At 30.4% G+C, this 12,642-nt stretch carries 14 protein-coding genes; all 14 read right to left on the bottom strand.

Annotated features, from left to right (window positions below):
- Window positions 1–3: 3 nt before the first annotated feature.
- Window positions 4–765, bottom strand: coding sequence for an ABC transporter ATP-binding protein (locus NSQ08_RS28615; RefSeq protein WP_098103163.1), 762 nt, complete (start codon window positions 763–765; stop codon window positions 4–6).
- 284 nt (window positions 766–1,049) lie between these two features.
- Window positions 1,050–2,126 (bottom strand): HAMP domain-containing sensor histidine kinase, encoded by a 1,077-nt coding sequence (locus NSQ08_RS28610; protein WP_340780509.1) that lies wholly within the window; start codon window positions 2,124–2,126, stop codon window positions 1,050–1,052.
- Entirely contained in the window at window positions 2,123–2,809 is a 687-nt protein-coding gene (locus NSQ08_RS28605; RefSeq protein ID WP_199627370.1) for a response regulator transcription factor, read from the bottom strand. The genes NSQ08_RS28610 and NSQ08_RS28605 overlap by 4 nt, the downstream gene beginning before the upstream one ends.
- A gap of 1,546 nt (window positions 2,810–4,355) precedes the next feature.
- Window positions 4,356–4,541 carry a helix-turn-helix domain-containing protein gene (locus NSQ08_RS28600; protein ID WP_340780556.1) on the bottom strand — a complete coding sequence of 62 codons (186 nt, stop codon included), beginning with the start codon at window positions 4,539–4,541 and terminating at the stop codon, window positions 4,356–4,358.
- Window positions 4,542–4,626: 85 nt separating this feature from the next.
- Entirely contained in the window at window positions 4,627–5,226 is a 600-nt protein-coding gene (locus NSQ08_RS28595) for an NDxxF motif lipoprotein (RefSeq protein WP_340780508.1), read from the bottom strand.
- A complete protein-coding gene (locus tag NSQ08_RS28590; RefSeq protein ID WP_340780507.1) occupies window positions 5,223–5,798 on the bottom strand; it encodes an HAAS signaling domain-containing protein in 576 nt (191 codons plus the stop codon). The genes NSQ08_RS28595 and NSQ08_RS28590 overlap by 4 nt, the downstream gene beginning before the upstream one ends.
- Window positions 5,752–6,105 (bottom strand): PadR family transcriptional regulator, encoded by a 354-nt coding sequence (locus tag NSQ08_RS28585; RefSeq protein ID WP_193654035.1) that lies wholly within the window; start codon window positions 6,103–6,105, stop codon window positions 5,752–5,754. The genes NSQ08_RS28590 and NSQ08_RS28585 overlap by 47 nt, the downstream gene beginning before the upstream one ends.
- Before the next feature lie 303 nt (window positions 6,106–6,408).
- Window positions 6,409–8,115, bottom strand: coding sequence for an ABC transporter ATP-binding protein (locus tag NSQ08_RS28580; RefSeq protein ID WP_193654036.1), 1,707 nt, complete (start codon window positions 8,113–8,115; stop codon window positions 6,409–6,411).
- Between the two features lie 91 nt (window positions 8,116–8,206).
- On the bottom strand, window positions 8,207–8,326 hold the full coding sequence (locus NSQ08_RS28575) for a class III lanthipeptide (protein WP_189340010.1): 120 nt from the start codon (window positions 8,324–8,326) through the stop codon (window positions 8,207–8,209).
- Window positions 8,327–8,367: 41 nt separating this feature from the next.
- Window positions 8,368–8,487 carry a class III lanthipeptide gene (locus NSQ08_RS28570; RefSeq protein WP_189340010.1) on the bottom strand — a complete coding sequence of 40 codons (120 nt, stop codon included), beginning with the start codon at window positions 8,485–8,487 and terminating at the stop codon, window positions 8,368–8,370.
- Between the two features lie 41 nt (window positions 8,488–8,528).
- On the bottom strand, window positions 8,529–8,657 hold the full coding sequence (locus tag NSQ08_RS28565; RefSeq protein WP_189340009.1) for a class III lanthipeptide: 129 nt from the start codon (window positions 8,655–8,657) through the stop codon (window positions 8,529–8,531).
- A 122-nt stretch (window positions 8,658–8,779) separates the two neighbouring features.
- Window positions 8,780–11,383: a class III lanthionine synthetase LanKC gene (lanKC, locus tag NSQ08_RS28560; RefSeq protein WP_340780506.1), complete on the bottom strand. Its 2,604-nt coding sequence runs from the start codon at window positions 11,381–11,383 to the stop codon at window positions 8,780–8,782.
- Between the two features lie 68 nt (window positions 11,384–11,451).
- Window positions 11,452–11,589 (bottom strand): class III lanthipeptide, encoded by a 138-nt coding sequence (locus NSQ08_RS28555; protein WP_193654372.1) that lies wholly within the window; start codon window positions 11,587–11,589, stop codon window positions 11,452–11,454.
- Window positions 11,590–11,706: 117 nt separating this feature from the next.
- Complete coding sequence (locus tag NSQ08_RS28550) at window positions 11,707–12,348, bottom strand: trypsin-like serine peptidase (RefSeq protein ID WP_340780505.1); 642 nt, start codon at window positions 12,346–12,348, stop codon at window positions 11,707–11,709.
- Window positions 12,349–12,642: the final 294 nt, after the last annotated feature.

The raw sequence follows: 12,642 nt of genomic DNA, 5'->3' as shown, positions 1-12,642 counted from the left end.
TCCTTACGCTTTTTGTGTGCCTAAGTTTGCAAGCACGTCTAAAATTTCTTTATAGAATTCTTCACGGGTACCACCACGATGAATTTCTTTATATAACTCACCATCTTGAATGAATAAAATACGCTGACAGTAACTTGCGCTGTAAGGATCATGCGTAACCATCATAATAGATACACCTTGCACTTTATTTAAGCTTGTCATGGCATCAAGTAAACTCGTTGCATTTTTAGAATCAAGAGCTCCTGTTGGCTCGTCCCCTAAAATAATTGCTGGTTCATGAACTAACGCGCGCGCTGCTGCTGAACGTTGCTTCTGTCCACCAGATACTTCAGATGGATACTTTTGAAGTATTGCTGAAATGCCTAACATATCAGCTACTTTTTCTACTTTCTGTCCAATATTTCGTGATGAAACACCTTGAAGGGAAAGTGGAAGAGCGATGTTTTCGTAAATAGATAAGTTCTCCAATAAGTTAAAGTCTTGGAAAATAAATCCTAACTTTTGTGAACGGAAATCAGAAAGTTCACCTTGTTTCATTTTCGTAATATCTGTTCCTGCAATTTCAACAACGCCGCCCGTTGCTTTATCTAACGTTGAAATTACATTTAATAATGTCGTTTTACCAGAACCAGATGGTCCCATAATTCCGACAAACTCACCCTCTTGAATTGAGAATGAAACACCTTTTAACGCGTGTGATTGGTTCTCACCTTTTTTACCGTACACTTTTTGGACGTTTTTCACGTCTACAACTGGTTTCGTCATATATATCCTCCTACGTTTGTTTTTTCATTTCTTTAAAATAAGTTGCTATTCATATTTGCTACTAACAAAATAGTCATGTTGCATCTACCTTTTCCATAAGGCTGTCACGATGTATCCAATTGAAAGCTGTAAAAAAAATTTTATTTTTAATTTCTCCACTCACCTCATTACTTTGAATACATACATGATAAACTATGAAAATTAGGAAACACCCTGTAAAATCCTTAAGAATTCTTAAGTTTTATAAAAAAAAGCTTATGGAACCTGTAATTCCATAAGCCAATCTATTTGATTGGATGTTCAACAATAAAGGATATCCAACCTTCTTTATATTCTGCATGTATATTACCATGATGAAGTTCAACAATTCTTTTTGAGATAGCAAGTCCCAGTCCATTTCCTTGATCATTTTTTCTTGCCTTATCACCCCTGAAAAATCTTTCAAACAATTTATTAGGGTCGCTAACAGGCGGCTTCTCGACTTTATTTGATACTTTCAAAATTGCTTTGTTACCTATTAATTCAAGACATACGGATAATTCGGAAGGTTTCATGCTGTACTTTATCGCATTCATAAACAGATTTTCATATACACGTACCATTTTTTCTACATCAATGAAAATAGGTATTGTTTCTTCCGTTATTGATTTTTGAACGATTAAACTTTCCTTTTCAAATATAGGAATGTATTCTCCAACTATTTGCTCCAACAAACCTGATAAATCAACTTCATTAAAGTTTAACTTAGCATCTATGCCTGATAAACGAGTATATTCAAACAGTTCATCAATTAAATATTTCAGTCTCTGTGATTTTGAATAAGTGGTTTCAAGGTATTCCTGTAATTGTGTTTTACTGTTGTATTGCCCTCTTTTTAATAAATCTATATAGCCAATAATAGATGTTAACGGTGTGCGTAAGTCATGAGATACATTGGTTATAAGTTCATTTTTTGTACGTTCTAATCGTCTTTCTTGTTCAAATGTATTTTCCAATTCCTTGGACATATAGTTGATATTTTGAGCAAGTTGGGTCAATTCGTCCTTCCCCTTAATCCCAATTGTCAAACCCAGTTTTCCATTTGCAATATCATTTACATTATCCGAAATGAGCTTCAAATATACTATTTTCTTTCGAACCAATATCAAAAAAATTATTATAAAGTTAAAGATTGCGAACGCGAATAAGAACAACAATGCCAAATTGAATTCAAACATACCAAATTCTTCGTGTTTTACAAAAAATGGATCTATGACGTATACCAAAATGGGGATTGTTAAACCAAATGAAATAAAAAAACTAACTGCAACAGCACCAAGAAGTTTTATAATGATCTTATTTCTAAAACTAACATTCTTCATATTTTATATCCAATTCCCCAAACAGTTTTAATATAAATAGGATGTTTAGAATCCTCTTCAATTTTGTCTCTTATTTTTGTAATATGCACCATGACGGTATTATCCGATTTATAAAAAGCATCTTTCCAAACTGCTTCATATATTTTTGCTACACTCAGGACAATCCCTTTGTTACGGGCAAGTAGTTCGAGGATATCAAACTCTTTTGGAGTTAGCCTTGTTTCCTTTCCCCTTACCCATACTTGACGTGTATCTGTATTCACGGTTAAATCACCAATTTCTAGGATGCTTTTATTATGATCTATTGACGTATTGTATTTTTTAAACCTTCTTAATTGCGATTTTACCCTAGCGATTAATTCCAATGGGTTAAACGGTTTTGATAAATAATCGTCTGCACCAGAGGCTAGACCCTGAATTTTGTCTATATCCTCAGATTTTGCAGATAGCATGATGATAGGTATATTGCGGTCTTCCCTAATCTTCATACACGCTTCAATACCATCCATATTTGGCATCATAATATCTAAAATAATCAAATCAAACTCCTTTTCTGCTAACAGTTTTAAAGCTTCCATAGCATCTTCTGCCTTTTGAGTTTTCAGACCTTCATTTTCCAAATAAACAGAGATAAGATTTCTAATCTCTTTATCATCATCGACAATAAGAATTTTTGACTCCATATGATTCCTCCATATTTTTTCTCGTATTAAACAGCTAAAGACATAAGCAGGTGAGACATTTTTATCTTCTCTTTATTGTAAACTTGCAAACGGAAGAAAAGAAATAACATAATAGATATAAGTAATATCGTTCCCCTAATATATTGTTCAATATTTACTGCTGAACCATATATAATTAATAAGTTCCCTTTTTCTTTAAATTTTGCTTTTAGTAAAAAAATAAAATTCCTTATTATTTTCCACTAATAAAATAATTGTCTTGAGATTTCTGTTTTTAATTAATTTTTCTGTGAATACACCTGTACTCAGTCCATATTTGACAATGTAATTTACTTTCTTCAAATCAATTCCTTCAATTATTTTGTCTCCAAGAAACCTTGAACTTGGAATGGCTGCACCAATTGATTTTTAGTGCATTATATACAGAAATAAGAAAGCGAATTGTTTTCATACCTAATCATCCCACAGGTTTGAACTCATAATCATACTCTAGAGTCCAAACCTTAAGAAAAAGGGGCAAAAGTTCTTAAGAATTCTTAAGCTTTCTACAGCATTTTTTCATAAGAATATATGACGACTCTTGAAATGTTAGCGGTATCCCCAATGACACTTACTATTCGTCAATCCGAAGAACAAAAAGAACTTGTAGGAATTCCTACAAGTTCTTTTTTAGATAATGTAAAAAAGTTAAAACAAACTATCTCATAATTTGAATCGGAGCAAACACTATAACCACGGGTTAATTTTATTATATACCAAATCTTAACATATATACTTTTTATATTTGAAAATTATGTGAATTAAGGAAATAAGATATTGCAATTGGCTGTCAATTACTAAAAACACCAATTGTTCATTTCGTACAAAACACTTTAAATCAATATCTATCCCATAATAAATTATAAAAAATATAGGTATAGGTAAATAGAGAAGAATGGTGCATTCTTACAGAAAGATATATATTTATATTTAAGATTAATTAACTATAAGAAAATGAATTTTACGTTATAACTAACTATAATTCTTGAATATATGTAAATGGGGTATTCTTATTTTTTATTTATGTGATGAAGAAATATGGTGTAGGAGAATTAAACAAACATTTGTTTAAAATATTTTAGTTATGAATCAATGTATGAGGCACGATGAGTTACAGTATTCAATGGTATGCTTAGTTAATTTCTCATTTATTATATAAATTATATATAGAAAAGAAAAGAGCATCCACTATGTGAACACTTCATTTTATTATGATTAAGTTATATTAATTCAATTAATATGTAGGTGAAATTATTCTTTTACCAAAAATCGATCGAACGTTAAGGTATTCCTTGCAACATAAAATTCGATAGTAGAAACCAATTCCATGAATTCACTTTTAATTTCTTACGACTTAATTGCGCCTAGTAAGAACTACGAAAAAATAACAAAAAATTGATACTTGGCTAGAAAAAAACTTATAAAATATAAGGTAATGAACAAAAAACAACACCTACCAATACTGTAGGTGTTGTTTTTTCATCTCCCCTCTTTCAATCTCTACCATTTAAAACACAGAAAGCCTTCCTTCGTTTTGCTTTCGATATTGTAGAGGGGTAAAACTTGTATAACAATTGAAGATTTTAGTAAAGTAACTTTGAGTACTAAAATTAAGGGAATTACTTATATCGGATATAGGATAGTCTGTTAATATTAAAGGTTTTTTAGCTTCTTTAATTTTTTCACTTTGAATATATTTTTTATGTAAAAATATTCCTTACCGTACAATTTTCTTTTTTGGGTCGCGTGACCCCTATAAGTTCTTGAACTAAAGAACATTACCCTCCAAATGCTTTAGTATCAATATTGTTCTTATTAAGGAAATTTTCTATTTTTTTCTGTTCCCTTCCATTCACTACATCGACTTGATCAATTATTGGTTCCTTTGGAAGATCTCCGTTACTTACGTCATCTATAAAATGATCAAGTCTTTCATCTAGTTTATAAAGGGTCTCATTTACACCTGTGATGTACTGGCTAATTCTTTTAGATTCTTCTTGATAGCTTTCAGGCAATGTATTATTTAAAATATAGTTAGAAAAATTTTTATCATTTTCTTTTAGAAGCTTGGAAATTTTGTCTAATTCCTCTAATTCATTTCCTTGTAATTTTTTTTCTTCGTCTATAATCTCTTGAAATGGTTCACTAGCATTAGATAACTCTTCATAGCTATCCAAGTATGTTTTTATACTTGATTTTATTTCTTCTTCGTCTATTATTCTATTTTGTTTTTCAGAGGTAAAAATATTACTAGGAATCTCTACGTTCTGCATAGGAGGAATTTCATCTTTTGTAGTATCAACATTTTCCTTTTCCCCTTGTGAACATGCGCTTAATATAAAAAGAATGAAAGCGCTATAAAAAATCTTTCTCATCATAGTTTATTCCCCCTGGCAATTAACGTATTCCATCTCAAGTATTTAATGAATAGTCTAAAAAAAGACTTCCCTATATAATACCCTAGGAATGCTAAAAAAGAACCTAAGATAAGCCCTTTTATAGAATCGAAAACTTCTCCAACTCCAATTATACTAAATCCATTAACAAATCCCATTATAATTAAAATCAATGGAGACAGGATCATGATAGGGACACTGATGATATAAGCTAATATAAATGGTGTCAATATTATCAGTGCAAATAAACTTATTATAATAATAATACAATTTATTAAACTTAATCCCATAATTGACAACAGTGCTATAAGCATATTTTTAATGTTTTTATGCTCGTCAACCTTCTTAATAGAATAAATAGCATTTAATTCTTTAGCAATCTCTACAGGATTTCCTAATTCTTTAGAGATCTCCTCTTCACTTTTATTTGCATGTTTTCCCTCAGTAAAGTGGATAATATATTCATCTATTATATCTTTTTTTTCTTTTTCAGGCATAAACTTCAAACTATTTTTGAGTAATTTCAAAAAATCCTTCTGGTTCAAGTTTATCATTCTCCTCGATAAAGCAATTAATTATTAGGAAAAACTCATTCCATTCAAATTTCAAATCTTCAAGTTTATCAATCCCCTCCTTTGTGATTGTGTAGTATTTTCTAAATGGTCCTTCTGTTGATTCTTGATGATAGGTAGTTAGATGTTTTTCTTTGACTAGTCTTCTTAATATTGGATAAACAGTGCCTTCAGATATGACAATTTTACTCGATATTTTTTTTACTAATGCATATCCATATTCATCCCGTTTATTTATTATCAATAAGACTATTAACTCAAGTACCCCTTTTTTAAACTGAGCATTCATACTTTATCACCAGCATTTTTAATTAAGTCTTATTTAAATATTCTAATAATAGTATAAAGTTAATTGGGAAAAAAGTCAACAATTCCCTTTTAAGTAAAAAAACAAATCATTTTTGTTTTTTTACTTAAAAGAGAATTATAAGGAACATATAACAAATCTTTGAACATTAGACATACTAATACTCGTACTGAAAAAAAGAACGTGAGGGGTATGGAAAATCAAAACTTATTCAAGTAAAAACACTATCAGTCTGATGCTGTTTCTATTTAAATACATATTGGTTTTCCATACTAGAACCACTTATTACATTACTGTAGATATAAACTCTTTATATCTTTTATTTATTTCACTAACTCTTTCATGTGAGCCTTTGCATACAATCTCTCCATCTTCAAGGAATAATATATTATCATCCGGTTTTACTTCTTCTAAATTATGAGTTACTTTAATTACTGTCTTCTCCTTTGTAAGTGTCTTTATGGACTCTAAGACTAAATTTCTGGATTCTACATCTAGATTAGATGTAGGTTCATCTAACAAAATTATATCCGGGTTTTTTAAGAATAACCTAGCTATATTCAACCTTTGTTTTTCCCCCCCTGATAATTTATCACCACTCTCGCCTATGTTCGTATCAAGTTTATCTTTTTGCTTTTCAACAAATTCTTCTAAATTTGCATATCTTAAAGCTTCTCTTATATTAGATTCATCAATATGCTTTTCATCAAGACCATACAGCAAATTTTCCAAAATAGTACCACTAATTAATGAGGAACCTTGACTTACTATACCTATGTTTTTTCGCAACTCATAAGTATTCAATTGATTGATATTTATATTATCTATCGTTATTTCACCATTTGTTGGAAAGTAAAACTTCTCCAATAAGTTAATTAAAGTTGTTTTTCCGGATCCAGACGGCCCAATAATAGTTAAAGCTTCTCCGCGTTTTATATTGAAAGTAATATTTTTTAGAATCAAGTTATCTTTATATCCAAAGTTAACTTGTTTAAAGGATATCTCGTTTTGAAATGCATATTTAGTATTGCTAGTTTGTTCAATTTCATTATTATTCATTATAGTATTTAAACTCTTGATAGCACCGTTTGCTTTGTGGTACTCTCCAATAAACCCACTAATTGAGCTCATTGGGGTCATCATTTGAAATGCATAAATTACGAACGCAATTAATGTACTGATAGATAAAGTTCCTACTGATATTCTATAAGCTCCATACCCCACCACTATTAATAAACCTAGAATAAGTAAAAGGCTCACTAAAGGTGCTACCATGGCGAAAATTTTACTTTCATATAAGTTTGCATTATACAGCCTGTCAATACACTTATACATTATTGACTTTTCATGCTTTTCTGCTGTAGAAGCTTTCACCATTTTTATATTTTTAAAAGTCTCTTGAGTTTTTGCAATAAAAACAGAAATTTCCTTTTGTTGTCTATCCCCCGTTTGTTCCGTCTTTCTCATAAGAGGAAAGATGATACCAAATATAAATGGGGAAATTATTAGTATAACAATCGTTAATTTCCAATCTAAGATAATTGTTAATGCTAATCCACCAAGTATCATAATAACACCTGTAACTAATTTAGGGATGTGGTACGTTATTAGATCCTTTATAATTTCCGTATCATTAACAATTCTACTGGATAATTCACCACTATGGTACTCATCAAAAAAGTCAACTTTGAAATGGAGCATCTTAGTATATATATTTTTTTGTAAATCACGGATTATCATGTTACCAAATTTAGCTATTATATACTGATTTACTGATTCAATTATAGACTTTGTTATTAGAAATAATACCAACCCCCCAATCATCCATAGACTGATCTTATTAACTGAAAATTCATCGACAATATCTTTCACTAAAAGTGGAAATACTAGGGATGCTACTGTAAATAAAATTGATACAATTATTATCGTACTTAGAAGTAACTTTTTTCTTCTATCGTTAATTGCTAGAAGGAGCACTTTATATGCATTCATTTATATTCACCTCATTAAATTAAGACAATAAAGTTTGATTGATCAAACTCTATTGTCTTTATGCAGAAACAAGTATTTGATGTTTCAATGTTTAGCAGAAGAACCAGCTTGCATTGCTACTTGTTTTACATTGAACACTTTTAGAAGATTTCGCCTTCAGTTGAACATCTTTAGAAATAGATTCTTTTTGTAAAGATAGTACTTTATTCATCTAATACCCCTCCGTTCTTTCTAAATTTGATGTTTTAAAGCTTAGCAGAAGAACCAGCTTGCATTGCTACTTGTTTTACATTGAACACTTTTAGAAGATTTCGCCTTCAGTTGAACATCTTTAGAAATAGATTCTTTTTGTAAAGATAGTACTTTATTCATTTAATACTCCTCCGTTCTTTCTAAATTTGATGTTTTAATGCCTAGCAGAAGAACCAGCTAGTATTACTTGATGGGGAACAACCCAGACTTATGCTTGATTTTGCTGGATTTTGGCCCTTACCCTTTTGTTTTGTTTTATTCATTTTTTGTAATGCAAGAACATCTTTCATTTTTATCACCCCCTTCTATATAAAGTAATTTCCTCATCCGTGTAAATAATTCCTAAAGTAAATCTGATGTTTTTCTTTGGACTATATTATTTACAAATCCCAGTATCCTTATGGTTGAAGGGTCACCTTACGACAGAAGAAAGGGGTTCAACTATATTTTGTAAACATTCTTCTTTAAAAGTTGAAGAACTAAATACTTTTTCTAAATTGAGTATGGGTATCCATGAATGATTCTTACTTTCTAAAATATCATTTATCGTTAACAATAAACCAGAAGAGCCAGACATGATATCACCAGAAATTCTAAAACATGAATCACCAGGAACAAATATACAATCAGCATCCTCTAATAAGTGTAAATTAAGCGTGAATAATGCCGAGTTAACCAAACTACTTTTTTGGGTATATAACTCTAATAAATTTGCAACAGCTAAAATACCAGTAGTTCCCTGAAATAATCCAGCATTATAAAAGCATTTACTTTTTGATATTTTACTAATACCATCAATTTCTTTATTCCATTTCTTCAATTTTGCATTTATCTCTAATTCAACAATCGGTAAAGCTAAACCACTTCCTCCACCGGCAAGATAAGGTAATATCCTAAAATCATCATCAATTTGATACAAGCCAGTATCATCGAATATCCCTAGTTTCAGTTCCTTTTCCAATGCCTGTTCTGATAATACTAACCATTTATTATCGTTTGTTTTCTTATACAGTGCAGTAAAATACAGGGAAACCCCAGCCCAACTGGTCATAACTCCTTTATTAACAACATCGTAATCATAAGTAATAATTGGTGCATCAGCATTCAACTTGTTTATTAATAATTCTCCGATATAGAGACAAATGTTTAAATATTTAGGATCATTAACTTCGTAACTAAATCCTAAGTATGCGAATCCAATTCCACTTAAACCTGTTGCAAAAGAAATATCTTCAATGTGTTTAAAATCAATAAACGAGTCGAATAGAGCCTTTGCTTTCTCCTGATAACCTAGTTCCCATAAAGCCGATGCTATTCCCATCTTACCGGTGAATAAACCATTTTCTAATTGAATAAGTTTATTGATATCTTGATTTCCAACCCAATCTTTTACTTTCTGATTTATCCCTCCAGTTCTATGTAATGCCATTGCAATACCAAAACCACCGGTTAACACATTTAGCATGCCTGTCTCCATTTCATATTGCCGAATGTCTCCAGGTAATAGCCTCTCTTCATTTTTAACGTCCTTTAAAATGGAATTACGTAGTTTTAATTTCATGACTGATAGGTCAAATTTTTGTTTCATATGTCCATTTGTAGTCAGTAACTCTTCCATAGGACGTGATCCGTAAAATTCACATAATGACTCAATACGTTCAATTGTTGTATTTGCTCTTTCTCCAAATACAACTCGAATCCAATTACTATGAATAGTGTCCATATTCCAGGATATATCTTGGACACAACCAATTGGTACAAATAGCTGTTTTGCTATCCTTAATAATGCAAACCAATCACTTTGTTCTTTATTCATTTCTTGATTCCCTATGAAACCGGGGGTCATTAATCCAGAAAGAGAATCGCTTGTTGAACTTGCTGTTTCAAAATCAATTAATCTAACTTGCTCTTCTGGTGTGATTATGATATTAGCAGGTTGTAAGTCCCCCATACCTATATCATTTCTATGAAGTTCGTGTATAGACTCAATTAGTTGATTGAGGATATTTATACAGGACTTTGTATAAGATTCATTTTTTATATTAGAACTAAAAGGGTAGTTATTCACTAGCCATTCAGATAAAGAATCACCTTCAATATACTCTTCTTCAATAAAATAATGTTCCCAGGCACGGAAAGAACTTATTTTTTTAACTGGGTATTGTGCCTTTTCTAATTTATCTAATATCTCGCTTTCATTAACAATTCTAGAAAAAGCATCCTGCCCTTGAGCGTCTACTGCAGCATGAGGCCTTCCTTCTTTTAGAATGACTTTCATATTATTACTTTTATTTTTACAGATATAAACGCCACCACCATTACTAAAATGCAATGCTTCATTTATATCAAAATTATCTAGAGGAGATGAGGTGTCAACTTGATTCAACTTTTCATCCATTTTTCTAATTTCTATTGGCTCTTCTACAAAATTAGGTAAGTAATAGTAAGGAACTCTTTTATCTTCAATAAGTTCACCTTCTAAATTTTCTATAGCATCAACTTTCTCGCCATCTATATATACATACCTAGACATGAAAGCACCATATCTAAAATATATATTAGAGTTATACCATCTTTTGTCATTTAATATATAAGGGCCAGGTTTTAAATGGGCTAAGTTGATTTCTAATAACCTCAATAAATCAATAAATTGATCAGTATTTTCAGGATATATAGTTATAAACTTCCCTGACGAACCTCTATCTCCGTATTTAGAATCCTTCAGTACTAGCTCCTTATTACTTCTGACATATTTAAACGATATGTTTCTTTCTATCATTAACTTGGAAACAATATCTAAAGTTTTTTGCGATTCTCTGATATCCGTACTAACATGAATTTTCCATCCTTGTTTAGGGAGTCTTGCACTTTTGGGCATTAGGTTTGTCCAATGCTCACCATCAATTAATACATAATTATCAAATGGATAGTCTACGTTTAATAACCCTTGACTAATTTCATCAGCAACACTATAGTAAGGATTTTTATTTATATACTTTATATACCTATTATCCATTAGAACCCCCCTATATAATACATAAGCACAAATTAACTAAATTGATTTGTGCTTATGTATTTAAATTATTATTTAGGACTAACACAGAAAAAAAGGCTTAAACCACTTTGGGTTTTACAATTAACACTAATATTTGAACCAACGGGCTTATCATTATTTTTATGTTTTTTTAAACTTTGCAATGATAAAACATCAAATCTAGACATAGATATCACCCCCTTTCTATACTGTGTACCAATTTTACTGTATCACCTCAATTGGTAACCTTATTCAACATGCGGATACATCAATTTTTAAAGAGGGCTTATATAGTTTATAAATACTTATAGTTTATAAATATTTATATTTTCCAAGTTACTAACCTTTTTATTTGCTTGTAGAAATAAATTTTCTATATGTTCCCCCCAATAGGGTCCCCAAATTATATCTTTAACACTATTAAATGACAAACTTGTATTAGAAAATTGGAAATATTCATCATCCATTTTCATTATCCAAGGACTTCCTGAACTACCCACGCCCAACTTTCCTTTTAAACCTAACAATGTTGAATTATATATATGGTCTTCAAAAGTAATATTTCTTATTACCTCGACTTTTTTCTTTCTGAGGAATTTTTTCCTTATGTAAGGTACTAATGCATTCTGTTTTTTTGATAAGTTATTAAATATAGGTTTGATTAAATTGTCCATTTCTACAGGCGGTTCCCTTAATGTCAAAAAAGCAGTATCATAATCTACTATCCCATTATTAACCCACTCAGTACTAATGTAGATTTCTCCAATTTCATATTCTTTATTATCATTCGTTATAAAGGTTACTTCATTTGCATATAATTGTTTATACCAGTCAAAGACACAATGTGCAGCAGTACAAACTAAGGGATAGTCCAATCCTTTAATTAAGGAAGCATTACTTATAAACTTGGTTTTATTTTGTTTTATTTTCAATAATCCTGTATTCATTGTTTTTTTTTCATTATTTTCCATAGTAGATAATTTAATAATTATTCCTCGCTTCTTTAATTGGTATAAATAAACATTAATCCTAAAATGAGGATGATTCAATATTTTCTTTGTAAAGTAATGTGTTATGTATAATAGTGTTCTATACATAAGATTAGGGTTTCAAGCGCAAAATTCTTAAAGTAACTGTAGGGTACAGGGGGTATCGCCAGCATTTTTGAAAAACCCCCACGCTAAGAATGGTTCTGTTGCAAGGTTTTTAAAATTGAGCTTAAATTTTGCAACAAAACCTAC

This window comes from Bacillus sp. FSL E2-8887, assembly GCF_038007205.1.
GTDB classification, from domain to species: Bacteria; Bacillota; Bacilli; order Bacillales; family Bacillaceae_G; genus Bacillus_A; species Bacillus_A mycoides.
Note: the sequence above shows the minus strand (reverse complement) of the source record. Positions and strands in the feature narration are given on the sequence as shown.

Bases quoted from the DNA above. Each gene is read 5' to 3' on its own strand.
- NSQ08_RS28615 (WP_098103163.1), bottom strand. From the start codon at position 765: ATGACGAAACCAGTTGTAGACGTGAAAAACGTCCAAAAAGTGTACGGT.
- NSQ08_RS28555 (WP_193654372.1), bottom strand. From the start codon at position 11,589: ATGTCTAGATTTGATGTTTTATCATTGCAAAGTTTAAAAAAACATAAA.
- NSQ08_RS28580 (WP_193654036.1), bottom strand. From the start codon at position 8,115: ATGAATGCATATAAAGTGCTCCTTCTAGCAATTAACGATAGAAGAAAA.
- lanKC (WP_340780506.1), bottom strand. From the start codon at position 11,383: ATGGATAATAGGTATATAAAGTATATAAATAAAAATCCTTACTATAGT.
- NSQ08_RS28585 (WP_193654035.1), bottom strand. From the start codon at position 6,105: ATGAATGCTCAGTTTAAAAAAGGGGTACTTGAGTTAATAGTCTTATTG.
- NSQ08_RS28590 (WP_340780507.1), bottom strand. From the start codon at position 5,798: ATGATAAACTTGAACCAGAAGGATTTTTTGAAATTACTCAAAAATAGT.
- NSQ08_RS28565 (WP_189340009.1), bottom strand. From the start codon at position 8,657: ATGAAAGATGTTCTTGCATTACAAAAAATGAATAAAACAAAACAAAAG.
- NSQ08_RS28575 (WP_189340010.1), bottom strand. From the start codon at position 8,326: ATGAATAAAGTACTATCTTTACAAAAAGAATCTATTTCTAAAGATGTT.
- NSQ08_RS28595 (WP_340780508.1), bottom strand. From the start codon at position 5,226: ATGATGAGAAAGATTTTTTATAGCGCTTTCATTCTTTTTATATTAAGC.
- NSQ08_RS28570 (WP_189340010.1), bottom strand. From the start codon at position 8,487: ATGAATAAAGTACTATCTTTACAAAAAGAATCTATTTCTAAAGATGTT.
- NSQ08_RS28550 (WP_340780505.1), bottom strand. From the start codon at position 12,348: ATGAATACAGGATTATTGAAAATAAAACAAAATAAAACCAAGTTTATA.
- NSQ08_RS28605 (WP_199627370.1), bottom strand. From the start codon at position 2,809: ATGGAGTCAAAAATTCTTATTGTCGATGATGATAAAGAGATTAGAAAT.
- NSQ08_RS28610 (WP_340780509.1), bottom strand. From the start codon at position 2,126: ATGAAGAATGTTAGTTTTAGAAATAAGATCATTATAAAACTTCTTGGT.